At 49.7% G+C, this 25192-nt stretch carries 21 protein-coding genes; 13 read left to right on the top strand and 8 right to left on the bottom strand.

From position 1 onward, the window contains the following. Positions 1–95 precede the first annotated feature (95 nt). Entirely contained in the window at positions 96–695 is a 600-nt protein-coding gene (locus tag KQY15_RS06335) for an acyl carrier protein phosphodiesterase (RefSeq protein ID WP_217668330.1), read from the top strand. A gap of 2 nt (positions 696–697) precedes the next feature. Then, positions 698–1234 (top strand): DUF924 family protein, encoded by a 537-nt coding sequence (locus KQY15_RS06330; RefSeq protein ID WP_217668328.1) that lies wholly within the window; start codon positions 698–700, stop codon positions 1232–1234. Here the strand turns inward: KQY15_RS06330 and KQY15_RS06325 are convergent. Next, a complete protein-coding gene (locus tag KQY15_RS06325; protein WP_217668326.1) occupies positions 1231–2016 on the bottom strand; it encodes a substrate-binding periplasmic protein in 786 nt (261 codons plus the stop codon). The genes KQY15_RS06330 and KQY15_RS06325 overlap by 4 nt on opposite strands. Positions 2017–2120: 104 nt before the next feature. Further along, a complete protein-coding gene (locus KQY15_RS06320) occupies positions 2121–3095 on the bottom strand; it encodes a glutathione S-transferase family protein (protein WP_217668324.1) in 975 nt (324 codons plus the stop codon). A gap of 228 nt (positions 3096–3323) precedes the next feature. Between KQY15_RS06320 and KQY15_RS06315 the strand changes: the two genes are divergently transcribed. The 3 genes from KQY15_RS06315 to KQY15_RS06305 all read left to right on the top strand — a co-directional run bounded on the left by KQY15_RS06315 (position 3324) and on the right by KQY15_RS06305 (position 6515). After that, the gene (locus KQY15_RS06315; RefSeq protein WP_217668322.1) at positions 3324–4253 is read left to right on the top strand and encodes a M14 family metallopeptidase; all 930 of its coding nucleotides are present in this window, start codon (positions 3324–3326) and stop codon (positions 4251–4253) included. Positions 4254–4350: 97 nt separating this feature from the next. Further along, the gene (locus KQY15_RS06310; RefSeq protein WP_217668320.1) at positions 4351–5682 is read left to right on the top strand and encodes an esterase/lipase family protein; all 1332 of its coding nucleotides are present in this window, start codon (positions 4351–4353) and stop codon (positions 5680–5682) included. Between the two features lie 38 nt (positions 5683–5720). Then, positions 5721–6515 carry a hypothetical protein gene (locus tag KQY15_RS06305; protein WP_217668318.1) on the top strand — a complete coding sequence of 265 codons (795 nt, stop codon included), beginning with the start codon at positions 5721–5723 and terminating at the stop codon, positions 6513–6515. Positions 6516–6527: 12 nt separating this feature from the next. Here KQY15_RS06305 and KQY15_RS19225 read toward each other — a convergent pair whose 3' ends face one another. Together KQY15_RS19225 and pelA are read right to left on the bottom strand one after the other, a co-directional pair. Continuing rightward, positions 6528–8684, bottom strand: coding sequence for a tetratricopeptide repeat protein (locus KQY15_RS19225; RefSeq protein ID WP_217668316.1), 2157 nt, complete (start codon positions 8682–8684; stop codon positions 6528–6530). A gap of 181 nt (positions 8685–8865) precedes the next feature. After that, positions 8866–10008 (bottom strand): pectate lyase, encoded by a 1143-nt coding sequence (pelA, locus tag KQY15_RS06295; RefSeq protein WP_217668314.1) that lies wholly within the window; start codon positions 10006–10008, stop codon positions 8866–8868. Between the two features lie 188 nt (positions 10009–10196). Here pelA and KQY15_RS06290 point away from each other — a divergent pair, with 188 nt between their 5' ends. From KQY15_RS06290 to KQY15_RS06260, 7 genes are all read left to right on the top strand, one after another. Then, entirely contained in the window at positions 10197–11339 is a 1143-nt protein-coding gene (locus tag KQY15_RS06290; RefSeq protein WP_217668312.1) for a dienelactone hydrolase family protein, read from the top strand. A gap of 127 nt (positions 11340–11466) precedes the next feature. Next, entirely contained in the window at positions 11467–14310 is a 2844-nt protein-coding gene (locus tag KQY15_RS06285) for a M16 family metallopeptidase (protein WP_217668310.1), read from the top strand. Between the two features lie 139 nt (positions 14311–14449). Next, entirely contained in the window at positions 14450–15463 is a 1014-nt protein-coding gene (locus KQY15_RS06280) for an endonuclease/exonuclease/phosphatase family protein (protein ID WP_217668308.1), read from the top strand. A 157-nt stretch (positions 15464–15620) separates the two neighbouring features. Beyond that, on the top strand, positions 15621–16673 hold the full coding sequence (locus KQY15_RS06275) for an aldo/keto reductase (protein WP_217668307.1): 1053 nt from the start codon (positions 15621–15623) through the stop codon (positions 16671–16673). A 20-nt stretch (positions 16674–16693) separates the two neighbouring features. Further along, complete coding sequence (locus tag KQY15_RS06270) at positions 16694–19213, top strand: bifunctional diguanylate cyclase/phosphodiesterase (RefSeq protein WP_217668305.1); 2520 nt, start codon at positions 16694–16696, stop codon at positions 19211–19213. 123 nt (positions 19214–19336) lie between these two features. Further along, positions 19337–20155, top strand: a complete 819-nt coding sequence (locus KQY15_RS06265) for an HDOD domain-containing protein (RefSeq protein WP_217668303.1) — start codon at positions 19337–19339, stop codon at positions 20153–20155. A gap of 10 nt (positions 20156–20165) precedes the next feature. Next, positions 20166–20684 carry a protein tyrosine phosphatase family protein gene (locus KQY15_RS06260; protein WP_217668301.1) on the top strand — a complete coding sequence of 173 codons (519 nt, stop codon included), beginning with the start codon at positions 20166–20168 and terminating at the stop codon, positions 20682–20684. Positions 20685–20694: 10 nt separating this feature from the next. Here KQY15_RS06260 and KQY15_RS06255 read toward each other — a convergent pair whose 3' ends face one another. The 4 genes from KQY15_RS06255 to KQY15_RS06240 are packed head-to-tail and all read right to left on the bottom strand — an operon-like array spanning position 20695 to position 23761. Then, entirely contained in the window at positions 20695–21150 is a 456-nt protein-coding gene (locus tag KQY15_RS06255; RefSeq protein WP_217668299.1) for a DUF3429 family protein, read from the bottom strand. A gap of 12 nt (positions 21151–21162) precedes the next feature. Further along, the gene (locus tag KQY15_RS06250) at positions 21163–21519 is read right to left on the bottom strand and encodes a hypothetical protein (RefSeq protein WP_217668297.1); all 357 of its coding nucleotides are present in this window, start codon (positions 21517–21519) and stop codon (positions 21163–21165) included. After that, positions 21516–21887 (bottom strand): thiol-disulfide oxidoreductase DCC family protein, encoded by a 372-nt coding sequence (locus KQY15_RS06245; protein WP_308160227.1) that lies wholly within the window; start codon positions 21885–21887, stop codon positions 21516–21518. The genes KQY15_RS06250 and KQY15_RS06245 overlap by 4 nt, the downstream gene beginning before the upstream one ends. Positions 21888–21919: 32 nt before the next feature. Further along, positions 21920–23761: a M1 family metallopeptidase gene (locus KQY15_RS06240; protein WP_217668295.1), complete on the bottom strand. Its 1842-nt coding sequence runs from the start codon at positions 23759–23761 to the stop codon at positions 21920–21922. A 181-nt stretch (positions 23762–23942) separates the two neighbouring features. On the opposite strand from KQY15_RS06240, the gene KQY15_RS06235 reads away from it, so the two are divergent. After that, positions 23943–25187, top strand: coding sequence for a DUF2254 domain-containing protein (locus KQY15_RS06235; protein ID WP_217668293.1), 1245 nt, complete (start codon positions 23943–23945; stop codon positions 25185–25187). Positions 25188–25192: the final 5 nt, after the last annotated feature.

Below are 25192 nucleotides of genomic sequence, written 5' to 3'. Positions count from 1 at the left end.
TTCTCTCTGCAGGTTAATAAAATTGCCGGGGCAGTGTACCATTAGCTGAAACCACAGCCTAGTTGTTGATGGCTTCCTTATAGCAGGAGAAAGTGTTGAATTATCTGGCCCATGCCGCGCTGGCCCAGCCAACCCGCTACTCACTGGTGGGTAATCTGCTGGGTGATTTCTGTAAAGGGGTCAATGTCGATAATTTGCATCCGGCAGTTAGAGCAGGCCTTTACAACCATCGGGCGACAGACCGTTACACCGACACGCATCCCATTGTTAAGGCTGCCAAAGCTGAGTTTTCACCAATGCGCCGGCGGTTTGCTGCGGTAGCGCTGGACGTGTTGTTTGACCACTTTTTAATCCGACACTGGCAGCAATTTTACCCGCAGCCATTTGAGGATTATAAAGCTCAGTTATACGGACAACTTAATGGCGCCATGCCGCTGATGCCAGCAACCATGCGTGATACTATGCAACGGGTAAGCCGTTACGACTGGTTTGCCAGCTACCAGCAGTTACCGCAGCTTGGCCAGGCGTTGGATCATATTGCCGGCCGGATCCGCTTTGCTAATAATTTCAGCGGAATTATCACCGAAATCATGCCACGCTATACTGCACTGGAGCACGACTTTTTACAGTTCTATCCGCAGTTGCAACGGCATATATTGCAATTAGGAATAGAACAGACAGATAAACGGGGATAATAATGTATCAGCAGGTGTTAGATTTTTGGTTCAGCGAAATTAAGCCCAGCCAGTGGTGGGCAAAAGATAGTAACTTTGATCAGTTAATTGCACGTCGCTTTGGTGATGTGTTGCAACAAGCGGCGCGGGGCGAGCTTTATCAATGGCGTAAAGACGTAAAAGGCAGGCTGGCCGAAATAATTGTGCTGGACCAGTTTTCCCGCAATATATACCGGGATAAACCGATGGCATTCGCGCAGGATCCAATGGCACTGGTGCTGGCACAGGAAGCGGTAAGCTCAGGTGCTTTAGCGCAACTTACCCCTGACGAGCGCAGCTTTTTACTGTTGCCTTATATGCATAGTGAGTCACTTGCCATTCATCAACTGGCAGAAGCATTGTATAAAGATTATGCTCCGGATACGAATTATCAGTTTGAATTAAAACATAAGGTGATTATTGAGCGCTTTGGCCGCTATCCACACAGAAATGCCATTCTCGGCCGGACCTCAACACCCGGGGAGCTGGAATTTTTAAAACAGCCCGGCTCCGGTTTTTAGTTTTTTGGTGCGGCGACTTCAGTTTTTCTGGCAACCGGTTGTTTTATTTCGTCGTTATATTTTTTGATAGCCTGATTTAATTTCTGCATAAAATCCGGATGATTGACGAGATAAGCTTTGCTGACGTATATGCCATAGGGCAGTTGGATATGCTTACGGATCTTGTACTGTTTTGTGTCACGCTGGTTGTTATTAATTAGTGTGGTCGCCGTTAAAGCCGGTAGCATGATGGCGTCAACCCTGCCGTGGTCAAGCAGGTTAAACAAATCCCTGACATCACTGGTTCCGGGAGTGATTTGATAATCCTGTAATGCTAACCAGCGGTAAATATTGCTATTTTTCTGGGCTGAGACAACAGCAATCTCTTTAAAATGCTCATTTTCCGGATTGATATCTTCTCGCTTTGTCAGCCACACCCAGGCCCAGTCGGTAAAAAACAACGGTTCAGAGTATTCTGCCAGATGGCTTCGCTCGGGGCTCTCGGTTGCCAGTAACATGGCATCCAGTTGGTTATTTTCCATATCAAGGATGGAGCGACCAAAATGGGGGACTATTTCAGCGCGGTATTCAACATCCAGTTCAGCCATAATGCTGTCAAACGCCTGAAACCCCTCTCCGGTTAGTTGTTTATCCTGCACGTAGGTATAGGGTGGATAATCAGGTACAGCGATCCGCAGGGCCTTCGCCTGCACCCTGTTGTCGCTGGCAAGCAGCAACAGGGTGCACAGCAGCAAATGCAGTGTCAGCTTGCTGGCAAAGGTTTGCAATAAGGCGGTTGGCATTTTGCTCCACGCTAATTAATAGCAAGTTTCAACAATATAATTCCTCTGAGTATAGTCGGTTCGTTTGTCTTTTCTAATCATCTGGCCAGAACAGGCTGCGATTGTCAGCCCGCCCGCTGGTGTGCCGCCAGATAATCCACCTGTGGCCCGGCAGGTACCACCTGGCTTGGATTTATCATGGTATGGCTGTAATAATAGTGGCGTTTTATATGATAAAAGTTGACGGTTTCAGCCACGCCCGGCCACTGATAAAGTTCACGGGTAAAGCCCGACAGGTTCGGGTAATCGGCCAGTCGTTGCTTATTGCACTTAAAGTGGCCATGGTACACAGCATCGAAGCGGATTAGGGTGGTAAACAGCCGCCAGTCAGCTTCAGTAATTAATGAGCCGGTTAAATAGCGGTTGCTTGCCAAAACAGATTCGACCTGCTCAAGGGCATCGAACAATTGCTGGTAAGCCTGTTCGTAAGCCTTTTGGCTGGTGGCAAAGCCACAGCGGTAAACCCCGTTGTTAATGTTATTGTAAACCAGCTCGTTAATCTCATTGATTTTCGGCTGTAAATCGGCCGGATAAAAGTCGTCGTGGTTCCCGGTAAGCGCGTTAAAGGCAGAATTTAGCATCCGGATTATATCGGCAGACTCGTTGCTGACAATACAATTTTGCTGTTTGTCCCACAGCACTGGCACAGTAACCCGGCCTGTATAGTCTTGCTGATGGCGGGTATATACCTGGTGCAGATAGTCGTAACCAAACAGCTTATCACCTGTACTGTGGTTGCTGGTGTCAAACTCCCAGCCGTGCTCCAGCATGTCGGGGCTGACTACGGATACGCTGATATACTCTGTCAGTTGTTTTAGTCGCAGAAAAATCAGGGTGCGATGTGCCCAGGGGCAGGCCAGAGACACATACAAATGATAGCGGTCTTTCTCCGCTTTAAAGCCGGCCTTGCCCGTTGGGCCGGCGCTGCCGTCACTGGTTACCCAGTTACGCAGTTGGGCACTTTCCCGTTTAAACTCACCGTCGTTGCTGTCAGTGTCGTACCATTTGTCCTGCCATTTACCTTCAACCAGTAAACCCATGCCAGCCTCCTGTTTATACCTAAATTAACCTTTACTGTAGCCAACTGCGCCGCTGGCGGCTATCTGATAATACTGGCAGGTTTGTTCGACAAATTAGAACATAGCCCGTTTACTGGCCTGAGCGCTGCACGCAACTAAACGTAAAGCGATGGGAAATAAGCGAAGGCAAATTGCCTGGAAAGACAAAACGCGATAGCGTAACGCCCTGGTTAAAAAGGAGAGCACAGTATGACGGCAAGTCAGGAATACGATATTGGCGTAGCAGGACAACCGTGGGGGCCGGCAGAAAACGCTCAGTGGCTGGCCCGGCAGCAGATCCAGCGTAGCTATCAGCAACAGGTGCTGAGCCGCTTAGAGCAGGTTGCACCAGGCTTTACCCGCCAGCAATATGGCGAGCTGGATTATCGTCAGTATGGCGCAGAAAGTTACCCGCTGTATGCCTTCAGTAATGGTTTAGCGGTTGATAAAGTGACGGTATTGGTTACCGGGGGCGTGCATGGTTATGAAACCAGCGGTGTGCAGGGCGCCATTCGTTTTTTACAAACCGAAGCGGCGAATTACAGCGACCATTTTAATCTTATTTTACTGCCCTGTATCAGCCCCTGGGGCTACGAAACAATTAATCGCTGGAACCCACAGGCGCTTGATCCTAATCGCAATTTTACAGCTGACAGCCCGGTAGCGGAATCGGCTGCAGTAGTTAACTTTTTGCTGCAGTTAAGTTTGCCGGTGCTGGCCCATATAGATTTACATGAAACCACGGACTCGGATAACAGTGAATTCCGGCCTGCAAAAGCGGCGCGTGATGGCGAAGTAAACACCAACTGGGATATTCCTGATGGCTTTTATTTAGTCGGCGACAGCGAAAAACCGGCAGCGGATTTCCAGCAGGCGATTAACCTTGCCGTAAGCAAGGTGACTCAGATTGCGCCGGCAGATGCAGATGGTTGTTTAATTGGTGAGCCTATCAGCCAGCCCGGGGTGGTAAACTACCCGAAAAAATCGCTGGGTTTATGTGGCGGCATTACTGACGCGCCTTATGTCACCACTACCGAGGTTTACCCCGACAGCCCCCATGCCAGCCCGGAGCAATGCATTGTGGCGCAGGTAACCGCCATTGTTGCAGCGCTGGAATTTTTGAAAAGTAAAGGCTATTAGCAAAGCCTGCTATACTAATCTGGTTTTTAAAATGTAGCCAAGATCTGCTGCTAAGCGGGTGATGTCTGGTTTTCCGGTGAGCAACAAGGAAGACATAATGGACAACCCGGTCATTATTCTGCATGGCTGGAGCGACAACAGTCGCTCTTTTGCCACTATTAGTAAATTTATTAAACAACTCCCCAACAAAAAGACCGTGCATTTGCATCTGGGCGACTGGTTGTCAATGCACGACGATGTTACCTACACCGATTTAGCCACCGCCATGCAAAGGGCCTGGCATGAAATGGGCCTGCCGACCGGCGATCGCAGCGTTGATCTGGTAGTACATAGCACCGGTTCATTAGTTGCAAGGCAATGGCTTACCCAGTTTTACAATGCCAGCCACAACCCGGTTAAACGCTTTGTGATGATGGCGCCCGCCAACTTTGGCTCGCATCTAGCCCATAAGGGCCGCAGCTTTTTTGGCCGGGCGGTAAAAGGCTGGGGCCAGCCGGGCTTTCAAACCGGTACCCAAATTCTGAAAGGGCTGGAACTGGCTTCGCCTTATACTCAGCAGCTGGCACTGAACGATTTGTTTGCAAAAGAGAACTGGTACGGCGCCGGTAAAATTCTGGCCACGGTAATGATTGGTAATACCGGTTATTCTGGGGTTAGTGCTATTGCCAATGAGGACGGTTCTGATGGCACCGTGCGGATCAGCGGCGCTAATTTAAATTGCAGCCGGATCACCGTGGCACTGGATGAGCAACAATGTGTTCTGCCTGGTAGCTTGCAGTACAGCCGCAGTAAAGGCGATATTGCGCTGGCGATTTTGGATAACGAAAACCACGGTACTCTGGTATTTAAAGATAAAGGGCCGAAAAACCCGCTTACCCGGACTATTTTAGAGAAAGCCCTGCAGGTAGAAGATGCGGATTATTTGCCGCTGGCTGTCAGTTTTAACTGGCAGCAACAAATCAATGCGCTGGACCCGACTGTGATTGGCAAAAGCCCGCAGCGCTCTCAGGTGGTGTGTCAGTTGACTGATCACCTGGCCAACAATGTGCAGGATTATTTTGTTGAGTTTTACCGCACCGGTAAAAAAGATGAGAAGTTTGAGCAGCAGCTATATCAGCAGTTTTTATGTAGTGTGCATGCTTATAGTGACAACAGCGCTAATCGGGCGTTGTATTTTAATCTGACCAGCCTGAACGAATTGCGCCAGCGCTATCAGCTAAATCAGTTGTATCTGAGCTTTAATGCCGAGCCGCATTATAAACCACCGCGCCAGCCGGTGGGCTATGCCAGTGTCGCCGTCAGCGCTACCGCCGGTATCAAGCTGGAGCCCGATGAAATCGACTGGCTGTTTACGCCGCATCAAACCGTGTTACTGCAGGTGGTGATGCAGCGCAGCGTCGATGCCGCTGTGTTTAAACTGAGCCGCTAGCACTTAGCGTCGTCACTGTATTTAACAAGGAGTTAAATATGAAAAATGTTAAGGCAGTATTGTTATTTCTTACCCTGGCGTTTAGTCAGGTATTTTTATTAGTGTATAGCGCAGTAGCCGAAGCCGCTTTAATTCGTAATGGCGGTAAAGGCAGTATTTCGATTAGTTTTCCGACCTGGGTGGTTATGGTACCGGAAAGTGAGCTGGTAGTTGGTTTATTACGGGAAGAATATTATGCCGCCGGGGTGCCGCAAGCAAGCAGAGGCCCCGGTGAGTATTATATTTCAGCGGTGCCGGAGGAAGACTGTATTGTTTATCTGGATGGCAATACCCCCTTTGAAGGTGAACCCTGCTACTGGCAGTTTTATCAGGGTGAAATGTTAGATCTGTTTGGTTATACCCAGAGTTTTTTTGCCGACGCGCAGTCGCTATTAAGCTGGACTATCAGTAATGGCACTGACTCCTGGGTATTTGGTGGGGCTGATACGGCTGTAGAAGAGGGGGTAGCCTGGCAAACCCGGCGCGAAATTTATATGAACGCCGCCATGCCAGCCGATTTACTGCCGGGTGAATATTCGCTGACAGCCAGCCTGGATATGACCGCCCCCGAGGGGTTCGTATTTTATAATATTGATACCTTTATCAGCGAGCCAGCCTGTATTCCGGAGCTGGGAGGTTGCTTTCGTTTTGGTAGCAGTTTTGGTGATAGCTGGCGGGTAACAAGTGATCCTGAGCGGTTTGTGGTGCTGCCGCTGGCGGTATCTGAACCGGCAACCTTTGGTTTGTTTTCGTTGCTGTTATTATTGCTGTATCGCCGGGCAGGGCGGCTTTAATGAAAACTGAAGCTAGTCAGGCGGGTTATTTAATGTGTTTTGCAGCTTAGCCACCGCTTTAGCCCGTTGCACCTGCAATGCCTGCTCAATGGTGCTGAATAACGCTTCGGCTTCCGTCGTATCAGCTATCGGTGCCAACAACGGGTCGTGCTGGCTCCACCATTGGCGCCAGCCCTGGTTTACTGCTGCGCTCAGCTCGGTTAATGCCTGTTCCGGCCGGTTTTGCAAAGCTGCCAGCCGGGCATTCAGGTAACGGCGGTAAATATCCTGATAACCCGTGGGACCAGCTGGCGGTAGGGTATCCGTGCATTGCCGAATAAGTTTGGCCGCGGCTTCAGCTTGCTGGCGCTGCTTATACGCCCAGGCAATTTCCAGCGCCGGGCTGCACATTGGCAAACTCAGTAAATCAGCTGGCTGAAAATACTGATGCGCCTGCAGCAGCAGCTCAATACCCTGGGCTTTATCACCGACTAATAACTGATACCAGCCAGCTTCAAAGGCTACCCAAGGATCTTCCGGGTTCGCCGCCAACTGAAAAGTCATTAATTCAATTAATTCGTTATATCTTCCGCGACGCAATAACAATGTAGCCTCGTAATGTTTGTCTGAAGTTAATTGTTCCACTTTATCTAATAGCTGTAATTCCAACATGGTACTGATTAGGTTGACTTGAAAATTGTTATTTTCCGGCGATAAGCGATACGCCTGCTGCCAGTAATCCAGACTATCTGCCAGCTCACCAGTTTGAGTATAAAGGTCGGCCAGGCCGGCATAACCCATGGGCGAGTCGGGAAAATCTGCAATTAACTGTCGGTATTGTTGTTCTGCAAGGGTTAGCTCCCCTCGCTCGGCAAGTTTAAACGCCAGGTTGTACTGGTGAGTTATAGCAATAGGGTCCAGCCGGTGCGCCTGCTGCAGCGCTTGCCAGGCATCCTGGCTGCGGCCCAGTTGCTCCAGCGCTGCAAAACGCCACAAATGCACCTGAGCTAAGTTAGGGTTCAGGCTAAGCGCTTTATCCAATGCCGGCAGCGCCGCATCGTAGTTACTCTGTAAATAAAACAGCAATAAGCCGCGCACTGCATGGGCTTCGGCCAGTTCGGGCGCCCGCACCAGCGCTTTGGCTAAATGTTGCTCTGCTAAAGTCGCAGCAATATCGGCTTTTAAAACGCCAAAACTGGCGCTGCCTTCAGCCAGTAAAATAATGGTATCGGCCAGTGCGACATAAGCCATGGCATATTCGGGGTCGAGCGCCAGAGCCTGTTCAAATAAACGGCGTGCTTCTTTTATTGATTCCGTAGTTTGTAGGCGGTACTGCTCGCGACCGCGCAGGTACATTAAATAGGCATCGGTACTGCTGGTGCTGTTAAGGCTGGTCAGGCTGCCTGCTTCTAAATAGCGCTGTTGCAGCAGGTTAGCAACAGCGCGGGCGATTTCGGTTTCTACCGCAAAAATATCACTCAGTTCCCGCGAAAAGCTCTGGCTCCATAAGGTCATGCCATCCTCGGCATTAATCAGCTCTACCCGCAACCGGATTTGATTACCAATTTTATGAATACTGCCACTGAGTAAAGTATCTACTTTAAGCCGTCTGGCAATATCAACCGGCAACAGGTTTTGCCGTGCCAGGCTAAAACCGGCACTGGCAGATGCCACCTGTAAACCGTCAACCTGGCCAAGTATCGTTGCCAGCTCTTCGGTAATACCGGCCGCCAGATACTGCTGATCACTATCCGGGCTTTGGTCCCGAAATGGCAGTACAGCAATAGAACTGGCCTTTACGCTGTTTACCAGGCCTTCATTGCGTTTGGCATAGTCGGTGCGGGCATTGTCGAAATAATGCAGGCCCAGCATTAACGAGCCAACTATTACCACGCTTAAACCCAGCCACCATTTAAAGCCCAGTGGCTTCGGGTGTTCGCTGTAGTCTACTTCAGTAACTTTTATGCCCTGGGGGGTAATATCAAAATACCAGGCCAGGTAAAACACCACAGGAAAGCAGGCAAACAGGAAAATCGTCAGGCTGGTGGCAACAAAGGGGCTTAAATTTAGCAGCGGGGTAACCACGGCAATAATTTGCAGGAGAAGCCAGATAACGCCCAGAAAAGGGATAAGGGTTTGAATAACTTTACGCCGGCGTAACTCCGATAAAAACCGCATTACTACTCTCACGCTTGTCTCCCTGACCCTGAATTGATGTAATGGCTGGTACTTAACTGACCTGAAGCTTTCTATATAAACTAAATATAATTTAGCAGCTTAGCATTGTCTGGCTAAGCGTAGCAGGCTGGTTGGTTTTTAACCAAGTAAAGCGGAATAAAATTTACATTCAGGTTAAGGTTCAGGTGAAGGTTCAGTGCGCAATTTGCCATTGTTGATACAGTTGCAAAGTCTGCTCAGGGGTGGCGGTATACCAGGCGTAGCCCTGACGGCGTTCCAGTGAGACCTGGTGCACGTCGTACAGTATTTTACCGTCGCGATCAGCAAACAGCGCCTTATTACTGCCAATTTCGGCAAACCGTGGCCAGATCCGGTGGCTGCCGGGTTTAGCCACTAATACCCGGTCAACCGGATGCCAGTACAGATTGGCCAACTGGTGTTGCAAGAACCAGTTGGCCGCCTGGGTTACGGCATTGACAACCGCTGGTTCGGGGTTAACTATCCGCATTAGCAGTTCGGTAATAGCGGCACTTTCAGAACTGGCCAGTGCGACCATTTCATAGGCTCGGGCAGCAGCCGGTGCCAGAGTTCGATGGTGGTACTGGCCGGCCCAGATAGTGAGGCGGTCAGCGGTATGAACCTGTAATTTAAGCAACAGGGCAACGCCGCGGTTAAAGTGCAGCTGACTACGTTGTTTCATCTGCGGGCTGACAAAGGCGAAATCGCCGGTCTGCAGGCTGATATCCAGCAGCAGGTTCAAAATGTCGGCCATAACGCCGTCATTCAGGGTGATATGGTCATGATAATCCCCACGTAGTGGGTAGGTTTGTGGCCAGCCACCATTAGGGTATTGTGCTTTAAAAATTAACTGTAATCCGCGATAGAAGGCCTCGGCGTATTCTGCCCTACCAGTCGCTGTGAACGCCCGGGCCAATACTCTTAACTGCGTAGTGGTTGCGCTGTTATCGAAAGTAGGTACATAGTTTGGTTCAACCCCGAAGTGCTGGCCGGGCTGGCGCGGCTGGCTCATATCGGTGCGTTTTGACCAGCCGCCTGACGGGGTTTGCAGACTCAGAATACTGCTCAGTACAACTTTCCCCGCATCAGTATGGTACCAGCTGGCAGGAGCATCAGTATCAAAACCAAAGCGGCGGGATGCTGCCGGCAGCCTGACTTCAGTTTCATTCAGGGCGGCCAGCTCTGCATTGATAGCAGCTTGATCAGCGGCCAGCACCTGTGCAGATTGCCGGTAGTAATCGTTCCAGGAATCGGCAGTGGCAGTGCTGGCAGCAACGAGCAGGAAACAAGACACTAGCAACTGGCTGAATAACGACATATAACACTCCACGTTGAAGTGGTTAAGCTAAGCACTTGGTGTTATCGCTTCAAGTGAATTGAAAAATTTCCCGGTGGTTGCTTCATATATGGAATTAATAATGGGTTATTGCTATATCCCCGTTAAAAGCTGGGATAACGTGGATTAAATGCCTACTGGCTATTAACCACCAACAGGATCAGAACAATATGCGTTTAATTACTCTGTTTTCTGGCCTGCTTGCAGCGACGCTGAGCGCGTTGGCGTTGGCAGGGTCGGTAATGAAAGACAGCCCGTTGCCGGATTTTTATCAGCAGTTACAGCAACAGCAAGATTACCCGGCCAGTTGGGCAGCTGGCAACTTTGCGACACCAGCGCTGTGGCGGGCAAATGGCCGTGAGCTATTGCGAAAGAGTCTGTTATGGCCCGCTGAGGAGACAGACTTTGCGCCAATGCTGGAAAAAACCGAGCAACGGCAAGGGTATCAGGCCGAATTATGGTCGGTGCAACTAACCAGCTATAGCCGGATTAAGCTGTTGCTGCTGCGCCCGGCCCTAAGTGAGCCTTTACCTGCGGTGTTGCTGCTGCATGATCATGGCGCCCGTTTTGATATTGGCAAAGAAAAGATGATCCGACCCTTTGCTGATGACCCAAAGCTGGCCAGGGCGCTCCAGTGGAGTGAGCGCTATTTTTCCGGCAACTTTATTGGTGATGAGCTGGCGAAGCAGGGCTATCTGGTGGTGGCTGCCGATACCCTGGGCTGGAGCGATCGCGGGCCAATGGAGTTTAGTCAGCAACAGGCGCTCGCCAGTAACTTTTTTTTGATGGGCCGCTCACTGGCAGGCATGGCGGCCTACGAAGATCTGCAATTGGTGCACTTTATCCGGCAATTGCCAGCCGTCGACAATATGCGGGTGTCGGCCCTGGGCTTTTCAATGGGAGCATTCCGGGCCTGGCAGCTGGCGGCATTAACCGACGATATTAAAGCTGCGGTGGCGGTAGCCTGGCTCAATCGTTATCAGCACTTGCTGGTGCCGGGCAATAATATCTTAAGCGGTCAGTCAGCGTTTTATATGTTGCATCCTGGTTTGGCCGGCCAGCTGGATATTCCTGATGTGGCCAGCCTGGCAGCCCCCAAAGCCATGTTGTTTATTAATGGTGGCAAAGACAAACTGATGCCCGCTGCCGGAGTTACCGATGCCTATCAGCGAATGGCGGAAGTATGGCAGGCATACGCTGCCCCTGAGGCGCTGAGCACAAAACTGTGGCCGCAACTTGGACACGAATTTAATGCTGAGCAGCAGCAACTGGCGTATAGCTGGCTTGCGCAGCAACTTCAATCCGCAAAATAATGCCATTGGCCGCAAATTGTCACTAAAGTGTTTCAAAATATTACCGGGCTGATGACTCCGGAGGTCTTAACACATAACATGAGCTTGTAAATAGAATGACAACAAGAAAAAATCTGGAGATCACGCATTGAAATTATCAAAAATTGTACTGGCAATGGGCCTGATAGCGGCTATTACTGCCTGTAGTAATCAACCAGCTGCACCACAACTGCCACAGGGCGTAAAGCTGATAACTGAACATACCCAGCAAAAAAACGGAGTGTCAGTACCATACAAAAAATACGAGCTGGATAACGGCTTAACCGTTATTGTGCATGAAGATCACTCCGATCCGCTGGTCCATGTTGATGTGACTTATCATGTTGGTTCTGCCCGGGAAGAGCTTGGTAAGTCTGGTTTTGCTCACTTTTTTGAGCATATGATGTTTCAGGGCTCAGAAAACGTCGGTGATGAAGAGCATTTCCGGATTGTTACCGAAGCCGGCGGTACCTTAAACGGCACCACTAACTCTGACCGTACCAATTATTTCCAGACAGTACCCTCTAATCAGCTGGAAAAAATGCTGTGGTTAGAAGCAGACCGGATGGGTTTTCTACTGGATGCGGTAACGGAACAAAAATTTGAAGTACAACGTGAAACGGTGAAAAACGAGCGCGGTCAGCGCGTCGACAACCGTCCTTATGGCCGGTTGGGCGAGCGGGTTTCTCAGGCCTTGTATCCAGTTGGCCACCCTTATTCATGGCCGGTAATTGGCTACATGGATGATTTAAACCGGGCCAATGTTAATGATGTAAAAGCGTTTTTCCTGCGCTGGTACGGTCCGAACAACGCGACTGTGACCATAGGTGGCGCAGTTACTGCAAATGAAGTATTGCCACTGGTTAAGCAGTATTTTGGTTCAATTCCCCGTGGCCCGGAAGTTACCGCAGCGCCAAAACAACCGGTATCGCTGGACAGTGATCGTTATATTTCAATGGAAGATAATGTTCATTTACCTCTGATTTATATGTCTTACCCTACGGTCTATCTGCGTCATGAAGACGAAGCTGCACTGGATGTGCTGGCAGAGATCCTTGGTGGTGGCAAAAACTCCATTTTTTATAAAAACCTGGTGAAAACTCAGGTAGCAGTGCAGGCTAATGTTAATCATCCTTGTGCTGAGCTGGCCTGTACTTTTAATTTACTGGCACTGCCGCACCCGGCGTCAGGCAAAAACCTGGCAGATATTGAAGCGCTTATCCGGGAAAGTCTGGCCGAGTTTGAGCAACGCGGTGTCAATGACGACGACTTATTGAAAGTTAAAGCACAAATGGAGGCTAATACCATTTATGGCCTGCAAAGCGTGTCGGGTAAGGTTAGCCAGCTGGCGATTAACGAAACTCTGACCGGCAACCCGGACAATCTGCAAAATGATTTAAACCGGGTAAACAAAGTAACCAAAGACGATGTGATGCGTGTATACAACACCTATCTCAAAGGTAAAGGTTCAGTGATCATGTCGGTAGTGCCACGTGGCAAGCTGGATTTAATTGCTGCTGCTGATAACTTCAGCCCGGAAGTGCTGGATTTTGGTGGCCCGTCGCAAACCAGCGCCGATGATTTACAGGTGCGCCGGGCAACTGACAACTTTGACCGCAGTATTGAGCCGCAAGCCGGAGTAAACCCGGCGGTTACTGTACCGGCGTACTGGCAAAGCAGCCTGGACAATGGCATTAGCGTGTTAGGCGCAGCCAGCGATGAAACGCCAACTACGGCGATGTTGCTGAAACTGAACAGCGGCTTATATTACGAAAGCCCTGATAAAACCGGTTTAAGCAGTATGTTAACCGCCATGCTGAATGAAGATACCAAAAACTTCAGCGGCGAAGAGATCGCGTTGGAATTGGAAAAGCTGGGTAGCTATATCAGTATCAGTGCCGGTGATGAGCATATTCAGTTGTACGTATTAAGTCTGAGCAAAAACCTGGATAAAACCATCGAGCTGTTGATGGAAAAAATGTTGCGGCCGGCGTTTAATGAAGACGATTTTAACCGCCTGAAACAGCAACGATTACAAGGTATTCAGCAGTCAGAGAAAAATGCCGGTTACCTGGCCAGCAATGCGTTTCGCAAACTAATGTATGGTGACAGTATTTTAGGCCAACCTGGCGGTGGCACCCTGGCCAGTGTTACCAACCTGGGCCTGGAAGATGTTAAAGCCTATTATAATAGTCACTTTAAGCCAGACGGCGGCCAGTTAATTGTGGTGTCAGATTTGGCCAAAGATAAGCTGCAGCAGGCTATTAAGCCGCTAACGCAGTTTACCGGCAAAGCACCGGCTGTGAATGTTCAGGTACCTGAGGATACCAGCCGTGGTGCAGTAATTTATCTGGTGCATAAAGATGATTCACCGCAATCTGAAATCCGGATTGGTAAACGTAGCTTATCGGAAGATATTACCGGTGAGTATTTTAAAACCGGGTTAGCCAACTTTACTATTGGCGGTAACTTTAACAGCCGGATTAACCTGAACCTGCGAGAAGATAAAGGGTACACCTATGGTGCACGCACTGGCTTCAATGCTGATAGTTATACCGGCGTGTTTGTTGCTTCAGCTGCTGTTCGGGCAGATGCTACTGCAGCTTCGGTTAAAGAGTTTATTGACGAGCTTAACCGCTTCAGTGCTGAAGGTGTTACCGATCCTGAACTGGCGTTTATGCGGCGGGCGCTAAATCAGCGTGATGCGTTAAAATATGAAACGCCAAATGCCAAACTGGGCTTCTTGGCGCAGATCCTGGAGCATGATTTGGCGCCAACCTTTGTTGATGAACGCAATGCCATTATTGCCAACATCAGTAAACAGGAGATAAACCAGCTGGCAAAACAGCATTTTGATCCAAAAAACATGGTGATAGTGGTTGTTGGCGATTCCGCGGTACTCCGGCCAGAGCTTGAAGCGCTGGGTTACCCGGTGGAAGATTTAAGCTTGTAAGGTTTTGCAGTAAACAAAACGCCACCAGCCGGTGGCGTTTTTATTTGCTTTTTTATTCAGGTATGCCCTGGGGTAATGCTGGCAATTTGCTGGCCAAGCCCCTAAAGTGGCAAGATATCAGGTTAAACAGGATTAGGTAATGATATCGGGTTTGTGGCTGGCCAGCCTGCTGTTAGCAGTGTTAACGTTGTTGCCTTTATGGCGCTTTAAAGCCTGGTGGGTTCGTGGTCTGGATTTTCCCCGGCTGCAACTGGCTGCGGCGGCCCTGGTGATTCTTGTCGCTCAGCTTTTGCTAATTGATTTCAGTCAGTTTAGTCAGGCAGCAATGGCATTGATAAGTGCTGGCTGCCTGGTTTTTCAATTGTGGTGGATATTGCCTTACACACCATTGCATCGCAAAGAAGTAATGGCGGCAGCTGACGGCGCCACCCCTTGCATTGCCATACTAAATGCCAATGTACTGGCTTCTAACCGCAATTCGCAGGCACTAATTGATCTAGTCAGACAACACCAGCCAGATATTCTGGTTACGCTGGAGTCTGATAGCTGGTGGCAACAGCAGCTTGATGTGTTGAGCGATGACTATCCGCATAATGTGAAATGCCCGCTGGATAATTTATACGGCATGCATGTGTATTCGCGCTTGCCACTACATAACCCGTCATTGCAGTTTCTGGTAGAAGAAGGGGTTCCTTCTGTGCACGCTGAAGTGGAATTATCCGATAGCAGCCGGATTGCTGTCCATTTTCTGCATCCGGCACCGCCCAGCCCCACAGAAAATGCCAGCTCAGAAGAGCGCGATGCCGAATTGCTGATAGTTGCAGCCAGTGTAAAACAGGTAACAACACCGGTTATTGTCGCCGGCGACTTAAATGACGTGGCCTGGTCTGAAACAACCCGTTTGTTCAGAAAAGTTAGCGGCTTGCTTGATCCACGGATTGGCCGTGGCATGTATAACAGTTTTCATGCTGACTATCCGTTTATGCGCTGGCCGCTGGACCATTTATTCCATAGCAGTCATTTTACTTTGCAGCATATTCATCGTTTACCCGCTATCGGCTCTGATCATTTTCCGATGCTTATCCGCTTGTGTTATACGGGGCAGCAACAGCCGCAGGATGGGTCAGCCCGGATCAGGACGATAAAGAATTAGCGCGGGAAAAAATGGCGGCACAGGCGGTAGCTCCCGAACAAGTGCACCGGCCGGAAGCATTACCTTAAGCAAGCTTTTCGCAACATAATTTTTGTTCAGACCGTGGGTTTTTCCGGTGCTGGTAATGGTAAGCTGAAGACTTAACAACGGATTATTTATGCAATATTCAATACTTGGCAGTAGCAACGTTAAGGTGTCAAGGGTTTGTCTGGGCACCATGACCTGGGGCACGCAGAATACCCAGCAGGATGCCGACGAGCAACTGGCATTCGCTCTGGCACAGGGCGTTAATTTTATTGATACCGCTGAGATGTATTCAGTTCCGCCAACGGCAGAATCGTACGGCGCAACCGAAAAAATTATAGGCAACTGGTTAAGCCGCCAGCAACATAAGCGGTCTGATATAGTACTGGCTACGAAGATGGCCGGAAACGGTCTTAATTATATTCGGGACGGCAGTGACATGAGCCCGGCAACATTAATTCAGGCCGTTGATGGCTCGCTGCAACGCTTGCAGACGGACTATATTGACCTGTATCAGCTGCACTGGCCAAACCGGGTATCACCACACTTTGGTAAGCATGCACCGGGTCGTATTACATTTACAGATGTTGACGCTGAACAGCAAACGGAACAGATACTGGGGTTATTGCAGGCATTAGAGCAGTGTGTTACCGCTGGCAAAATCCGTTTTTGCGGCCTGTCGAATGAAACCCCCTGGGGTATTAGCCAGTACCTGCAACTGAGTAAACAACACAAGCTACCGCGAATGGTATCTATTCAAAATGAATTCAGTCTGTTACACACTAAAGACTGGCCGTATTTAATTGAACAATGTGTGCATGAGCAAATTGCTTATTTGCCCTGGTCACCTTTAGTAACGGGTGCGATAAGTGGCAAGTACCTTAAGGGGGCCAGGCCAACTGGCAGCCGCTGGAGCATGTTACAGCGCCACGGTCTGTTTCGTGATACACCGCAGTCAGAACAGGCAGTAGCGGCGTTTACCGAGCTGGCAGCCAGCCATCAGCTGGCCCCGGCGGCACTTGCGTTGGCCTGGGTTAATCAGGTTGAGGGTGTTACCTCTACCATTATCGGAGCAACCAGCATGGCCCAGCTGCAGCAAAATATTGCGGCCTTTAGTTTAACGCTTAATCAGACGGTAACCGACGATATCAGCCGGTTTCTGCGACAATACCCTGTGCCTTTTTAATTAACCAGGCAGGATAGCGGATGGCATTTTTAGCTTTTACTACCGATAAAACCGACCTGAGTGTGGCTTACCATGGGCATCATACTGTGGTGCTGGTAGTGCTGTCTTTGCTAATTGCTGTACTTGCTGCTTATACCAGTTTTAGTCATCGAAGCCTGATCCAGCATGCTGCCAACCAGACAGCCCGTTATTTATGGTTGGGTAGTGGTGCTATAGCTATGGGGCTTGGAGTTTGGGCTATGCATTTCACCGGCATGATGTCATTGCAATTACCGGTAAATGTCGATTATCAGGTTAACCTTACGTTGTTGTCTTTGCTGCCTGCGATACTGGCCGCCAGCGTCGCACTTTATGTTGTTGCTCAGCCAGCATCTTCAGCTGGTCAAATTCTTGGTGGCGGTGTGTTAATGGGGGCCGGCATTGGGGTGATGCACTATACCGGTATGGCTGCAATGGTGATGGATGCTGAGCGGTTGTATCAGCCAGGATTATTTATCATATCAATCGCTGGCGCGGTACTACTGGCGACGCTGGCACTGGGAACCCGGCGCTGGCTGGCGCCAGTTATTCGTCACAATCTGATACTGGATTTGCTTAGTTCGGTGGTAATGGGGCTGGCAATTGCCAGCATGCACTATATTGCAATGCATGCCACCGTTTACCTGCCACTGGCTGATTTGCCGCTCCCAGACGCCGCCGTGATGACCCGTCAGACCCTGGGCACTATTGCTGTGGTGGTTGCGGTGTCTATTTTAGTTTTAGCAACGCTGATCGTCCTGATGCGCCGGCAGGTGCAGGAAGCGCAGCAAAGTCGTATGCGGGCCAGAAGCAAAGTGCAACAGCTGGATCAGCGCTGGCAGCGTATTGCGTCCCGGGTGCCCGGCTTGGTTTACGAGCTTCGCTTACATAGTGATGGCAGTTTTACCTTTCCATATGCCAGTGACGCCATGCTGGACCTTTACGGCGTTAGCCCGGAGCAGGCACGTCAGGATGGTATGCAAGTGCTGTATGCCATTCACCCTGAGGATCAGGCCGCAGTATTGCAATCTATTAACCAGTCGGCAGAGCAGCTGACACTCTGGCATCATGAACACCGGGTTATTATGGCAAACGGCCAGACCCGCTGGTTGTTGTCGAATGCTCAACCACAGCGGGATGAGGCCGGGGTTAGCTGGAGTGGCTTTACTACCGATATATCGGCCCGCAAAGCTGCAGAGCAGCAAATCAGACAGTTAGCTTACTACGACGCCCTTACCGGTTTGCTTAATCGCGGCAGGATCCAGCAAAGCTTGCAACAAATTTGTGATGAACTTAACCCGCAACAGCATTGTGCGGGCGTGCTATTAGTTGATATAGATAATTTTAAACGCCTGAACGATACCCAGGGGCATCAGGCTGGCGACGAGTTGTTAAAACAAGTTGCCGGGCGTTTGAACCAGGCTATTCCGGCTAATAGCAGTTGTGGCCGAATTAGCAGTGATGAATTTGTTTTGTTATTAGCGAAGTTACCACCCGGTGAACAGCAGCTAATGGCAGAGGTTGAACGTATTTGTGCCGGATTAAGACAACAATTGCAGCAACCTTTTCAGCTGAACCAGCATTATTACCATTGTAGCTTCTCGTTTGGCTTTGCTCTGGCCGATGAGTCTGGTGGTTCGTCTGCTGAGCTGTTAAAACGTGCCGACATTGCACTGTCACAGGCTAAAAAGAGCGGCGGTAATAGCCTGGTGTGCTTTTCACCAGCCATGACAGAGCAAATACAGCAACGCTATGCCTTAGAATTAGCATTGGCTAATGCCGTTACGGCCAACCAGTTGCAGTTGCATTATCAACCGCAGCTTGCTGACAGCGGCGATGTAATTGGGGTAGAGGCCCTGTTACGTTGGCAGCATCCGGAGTTGGGAGCAGTATCGCCGGCGCAATTTATACCGTTGGCAGAGGCCAACGGCCAAATCGAAAAAATAGGCGATTGGGTGCTGCAGCAAGCCTGTGCGCAATTACAACAATGGCAGCATGATCCGCAGTTCGCCAGGTTAACGATGTCAGTTAATATCAGTGCCCGCCAATTTTATTTACCCGAGTTCGTCAGCATTATTCAGCACTATTTACAGCACTTTCAACTGGCGCCAGAGTTACTGATCCTTGAGCTGACCGAAAGCCTGGTATTGGCCAATCTGGACGATGCGGTCGCAAAAATGGAGCAAATTAAGCAGCTTGGCGTGCGGTTTTCGATGGATGACTTCGGCACCGGTTATTCGTCATTATCTTATTTATCACGTCTGCCTTTTGACGAAGTAAAAATAGATCAGTATTTTGTGCGCAGTGGCAGTTCGGGTAACCCACGCGATTGGGTTATCGTTGACGCTATTATTGGTATTGCAGATACCTACGGCATGACGTTGGTCGCCGAAGGGGTTGAAACCGAGATGCAACGTCAGCTATTGCTAAAAAGTGGTTGTCGCTGTTTTCAGGGGTATCTGTTTGCCCGCCCGGCAGATATTGCTGCTACTGAAAGCTGGATTAAGTCACAAAGCCGCTAAATTTAGTGCAAAATTGCCACACTAACTATAAATTCAGTAGCTTGATAACTTGTGAAGTGACCAGCTAGCCATTAAGCTCAGTACAGCCCCGCATTTTCTGTTAAGTAGTGGAATTATAACGCCATGAAGCACATGATAGAGCAAGCAACTAACCTGCCCAGTATTCCACAAGTATTGCAAAAACTGATAGCCAGCATGCACGATGAAGAATCGTCTACAGATGAGCTGGCGGCTATCATCAGCAATGATCAGGCCATTACCGCTAAAGTACTGCGATTGGCCAATTCGGTGCACTTTGGTCGTCAGCGTAAGGTTGGCTCAGTTAAAGATGCGTTGGTTGTGCTGGGGCGCGATACTTTACGTACTCTGGTGTTGTCTATTGGCCTGGTATCCAGCTTTAAGGCCCCGGCTACCTTTGATTTGAAAGCATACTGGCATCGCTCGTTTATGCTGGCCAACAGAGCCAAGTGGCTTGCCAGGTTAAACAAGGTAGACGCCGAAGTGGCTTATACCTGTGGTTTGCTGCACGGCATTGGTGAGTATCTAATTCATATAATGGAACCCGAGCTGGCAAAAACTATCGATGAGCAGGTAGAGGGCGGTGCGCCACGGCGTAAAACTCAGCTGGAACTTTTTGGGTTTGACTACACCATGGCGGGCAGTGAACTGGCTAAGTACTGGAAATTCCCTAATGACATTGCCGATGCCATTTTATGGCAACAACAACCTGCCGGCAGTGGCGCACTATTGCCTTATCCAACATTGTTATATCTGGCCCGCTATATGATTGTTTACCGGGAACAGATTAACGAAGGAAATTTTGATGAGTTCCCGCTAAAGCTGGTGCACGCGGCGCACCTGGATCTGGATGATACTTACGCCAGAATGCGCAGCTTTACTGAAGACCAGAGCGATATTTACAGCATGCTTCAGAATAATTAAGGAGAATAAAATGCGCGTGATAAAGCACGTTTTAACGCTATTTACCATTGGCCTGTTATTAATAGGTTTCCAAACTAAAAGTGTCGCGGGATCGAATATTCCGGATAACTTTAACCAGCCTTCCGAGAATCTGATCACCGGTGGCCAACCGACACAGGTAGATTTGCAGAAGTTCAAAGCGGCCGGTGTCAGCAAAGTGATCAACCTGCGTGGTCCGGGTGAGGCGGTTAATTTTGATGAAAAGGCTGAAGCAGAAGCACTGGGCCTTAGCTATATTTCGCTGCCGGTTGCCGGGGCGGGCGATGTAACTGCGGAAAATGCCCGAAAGCTGTACCAGCTGTTGCAAGGAGAGGAAAAGGTAGTAGTGCACTGTGCGTCAGGCAACAGAGTTGGCGCGTTACTGGCCATTGGTGCGCATGAAGTTAATGGTAAACCGGTTGAAGCGTCGCTGGAGTTTGGCCGCGCTGCCGGCTTAAGTTCATTAGAGCCTAAAGTGCGGGCGGTGTTAGGTGACGAAGGTCGGCAGTAGCTATGCTAATTTATGCTGCAGCCAGTTGAATTAGAGCAAACATAACTACATGGCTGACTACTACCACCAGCGTCAGAGCGTTACGCAGGGTACGGTAGTCTTTACCGTAGCGCTGATTAATTCCAGAGTGGAACTCAGCCAGGCGCAGCAGCAAAAATAATAACGCTTGTAACGGCAGAAAGTAGTCAGGCAACAATGCCAGGCAAATAATACTGATAACCGGAAAACTCACTGCTAATAGCGCCAGCGTGTTAGCGTCAGACTGCTTACCGGCCGGCTGGTACAATACCGGCCAGAGCACGCCTGCCATAAAGCCGAGAATAAGCGCGCTATAGTACTGGTACAACTGTAACAGTTGGGTGCTGCCCGACAGCCACTGCACTGGCAGCCACTGCATATGATAGGCCAATGGCAAAACGGCGAAAGGTAACAGGCCGGCATAACCCAGGCATTTTATTAGTTGCATATTTTCTTCATTTTAGTTTGGCTTGTCATCAGGATACAGCAGCGCAACCCGCTCCTGCTCGGTAAGTATACCGGTAAGGATAGTGCGCCGCCGCAATTTACGCATCCGCTCCCCGTCATCCAGTAGTTCACGCTGAAACAGCTCGGGCTGGTCGATACAATCCAGAATGCTGTGCCAGTGAATATAGGCGCTATGCCTTAGCTGTCCTGCCCGATAGCGTTGCTCCAGCCGCTGATAAATAGCGGGCAGGCCGGAGCGGTCTGCCAGCAATTTATCGACCATCGCCTGATGCAGCCGTAAAATCTGGTTATCGGCAGCATCAAGCTGCTTACTGACAGGGCGGTTTCGCCCGGCGCGGCGCGGTTTCACAGGGTACAATCACCTTTAGCACAGTTAGCCCTGCTGCGGGCCCAGTAGTTATGCGCTTTCCCGGCCAGCCAGTAACAGGGCGCCAGCCGCAGAAACGCAACCAGTTTTCGATAGCCTGCCAGGTGCCAGTAGTGCAGACTGGCATCAATGCCAATAATAAAATGATCCTGATCCCACAGATGAATTTGCTGCATCATCATGCGTTTACTGACGCCTGCAAAGCCAGTAAAGCCCTCCTGACTAATGTCTACCAGTTGCAGGTGAGGAGTTAGTTTGGGCGCCAGGGCACTGATCTTGCGCTGGCACAGCTTACAGCTGCCATCATAAAACAATTTTTTCATCATTGGTGTCGGTAAGCCCTCCTGCACTCAATACGATCCAGCAGGGCTTTAGATCAAAGTTATGGGTTTAGTAGTTCATCCACACTGCCCTGAGCCAGCGGGTGATAACCTGGCCTTGCCTGCTGATAAACTTTTCTGGCAAAAGCCAGCCCTGCTGGTGTCGAAGCCAGTTCTTTATACAGTGGAATTATCAGTTTACGCCGGCCAATATTAATCAGGTACTGTTCCAGTTGTGGCATTATTTGCTGATAACCGGTCTTCAGTGCCAGCAAGTACCAGGCATGGGCAATTTCGCTGTTGGCGGATTCGGTCAGGTTAAACGCTGCGTCCAGGCTGATAAGTTGCGGCTGACTGATGCTAAGCGGCAAATTATTAATAAAATACAGCCATTCATGCACTGTCCAGCTTTCGGTGGGCAGCGCAGCAAGCTCAATATTGCCGGCAAGCCAGTTGCTGGCATGCTGGCGTACCTGGTTAAAAGCATCAGATTGCGGTGCCGGTGTGCTGGTGGGTAAACCACTGTGATAAACCCAGGTTTCTGCTTCTGCCGGGGAGACTATATCAGGGTATTTTTGTAACAAATTACGGTTCAGATACTCTACAAAAGAGGCGGTATCAATACTTTTAAAAGCGTGATCGGCGAAGTAGCGTCGCACGAACGGATCGAATTTATCGCGGCCAAATTGCCGTTCCAGAAACATTAAAAATAGCTGGCCTTTGGTGTAGGGTACACCACTGAACGCATCGTCCGGGTCGCGCCCCTGTAAATCAATGTGCAAAATACTATCGTTAGCACTTAGTGTTTTAAGCTCATCCTGCAGCGCCTGCACTGATAATGCTTGCTCCATCACGGCGCGGTCAGTACCAAACACCTGCTCCATAATCCGGTTTTCAACATAAGAGGTAAAGCCTTCATTTAGCCACAGGTCGCGCCAGGTGGCATTGGTTACCAGATTCCCCGACCAGGAATGCGCCAGCTCATGCGCGATAAGATTCACCAGGCTGCCATCACCGGCCACTACCGTTGGGGTAATAAAGCTCAGCACCGGGTTTTCCATACCACCAAACGGAAAGCTTGGGGGTAAAATCAATAAATCGTAACGGCCCCAGCGGTATTCACCGTAAAGTTTCTCAGTGGCGTCAATCATCGCCTGGGTACTGGCAAATTCTTTTGCAGCGGCATTCAGAATATAAGGTTCAGCATAAACGCCGGTTTGCTCGCTCATCGCTTTAAATTGCAAGTCGCCGGCAGCAATGGCAATTAAATACGCCGGAATAGGCTGGGGCATATAAAACTGGTAATCACCATCGCGGTTGGTGGCAGGATCGTTTGGCGCGCTCATTACTACCAGTACTTTGTCAGTTGTCTGAATACGGGCGCTGTAGCTCATCCGCACAGCCGGCGTGTCCTGAATTGGGATCCAGCTGCGGGCATGAATGGCCTGGTTCTGACTGAACATAAAGGGCGTGGTTTTGCCGGCAGTTTGCTCAGGCGTCAGCCATTGTAAGCCCGAAGCTTGAGGTTTAGAGCTGTAGTGAATACGTAGTTTTTGTGGCTGAAAAGCAGGGCTTATTGTCAACTTGCTACCCAGAACTTCATCACGGGCTGCCAGCGAAAACGGTACTGGTTGCCAGTTGCCATTCTGCTGTTTGCCATATACCCGCGAAATGGTTAAATCCCGGGTATCCAGATATAGCTCGGTTGCATCGCTGACCAGCCAGTTCAGTTGTAAATCGGCAAAACCGCTTAACGTTTTCTGTTCAAAATTCATGTCCAAATCAAGATGCAGGTGACTTACGGTGACCTGGCGGTAGTTGGCATAGGTGTAACTGTCGTCACTGGCTGAAACAGCGACACTGGCCAGCAGCAGGCTACAAAGTAGTATCAGACGGGTAAGCATAGTATTCCTCAGTTCGGCTTTTAAGAACGTTGTTATCTGCAGTGTAATGCGAATATCTTAGCAGGCAAAGTGGCAGACGCTTTGTGTGTAACAGTATCAAACCTTGTAACACTGGATTGCTTTGGTTATGTTGATAAGTCTCTACACCACACTACAACTCTCCACAGCTCAGGGCAGGCTTATGTTAACAAAATGGGGTTGGACATTATTACAGCTAAGCCGCAAGTTATGGGTGCGTACGTCACTGTTTACTGTGCTGGCATTTTTTACTCCTGCGCTTGGTGTTTTGTTAAGCGATGTGATACCAGACTCGCTTGGCATGGCGATTGGTTCTGACGCCGCTGAAAAAATACTGACTATACTGGCCACCAGTATGCTGACGGTAACCACCTTTTCGCTAAGTATCATGGTGGCGGCCTTTAACGCGGCGTCGACCGGGGTATCACCACGGGCAACCCGGCTGCTGATGGCTGACAGCACCACTCAGAATGCACTGGCCACTTTTATCGGCTCTTTTTTGTACAGTATCGTCGGTATTGTGTTGCTCAGTGCCGATGTTTATGGTGAAAGCGGTCGGGTAGTGCTGTTTATCATTACCATTGCCGTCATTCTTTTGATTGTTGTCACTATTTTAATCTGGATTGAGCATTTATCCAGCCTGGGCCGGGTGGGTGAAACAGCCGACCGGGTTGAGGATCAGGCATACAAGGCAGTAAAACGATGTGAACAACATCCCTGGCTGGATGCTAATCAGCTAAGTTCTGTGGATGATATACCCACCAATGCCAGCCCAGTCTGTACCGGGGAAATTGGCTATATCGAACATATTGATGTTAATGCGCTGCAAAGCTGGGCAGCGGAGCATAACGCGAATATATATATTGCCAGCCTGCCAGGTGCCTTTATTCATAAAGACCGGCCGCTGATGTGGCTGACTGGTAGTAATGTTCAGCCTGACCAGCTGTTGCTTAAGGCATTTTCGCTAAGCGATTATCGCAGTTTTGATCAAGACCCGCGCTTTGGAGTTATGGTACTGGCTGAAATTGCTTCTAAAGCGCTATCGCCGGCAATAAACGATCCGGGTACCGCGATTGAGATTATTGGCCGTGGGGTCAGGGTGCTAAGTAACTGGCCGCCGGAAAATTGTCAAAAGGAAGTAAAATACGACCGGGTGTGGGCCCCTGAAGTCCGGCTCGATGAATTGTTTAATGATTTTTTCACGGCCATAGCCCGCGACGGCGCAGGACATATTGAAATTCATATCCGCCTGCAAAAAGCCTTTCTGGCACTGGCGGCCTATGGCCCGGAATTTAAACGTTGTGCCAGAGAACATGCCGCTGCAGCGCTGGCCAGGGCTGAGCTGGCAATTAATTATCAGCCGGATATTGCGCTGTTAAAAAGGCTGAATAAACAATTAGATGACTAGTAAAG

Source organism: Arsukibacterium indicum, assembly GCF_019100565.1.
Lineage (GTDB): Bacteria > Pseudomonadota > Gammaproteobacteria > Enterobacterales > Alteromonadaceae > Alishewanella > Alishewanella indicum.
The sequence above is the reverse complement of the archived record's forward strand: the minus strand, read 5'-3'. Positions and strand labels throughout refer to the sequence as shown.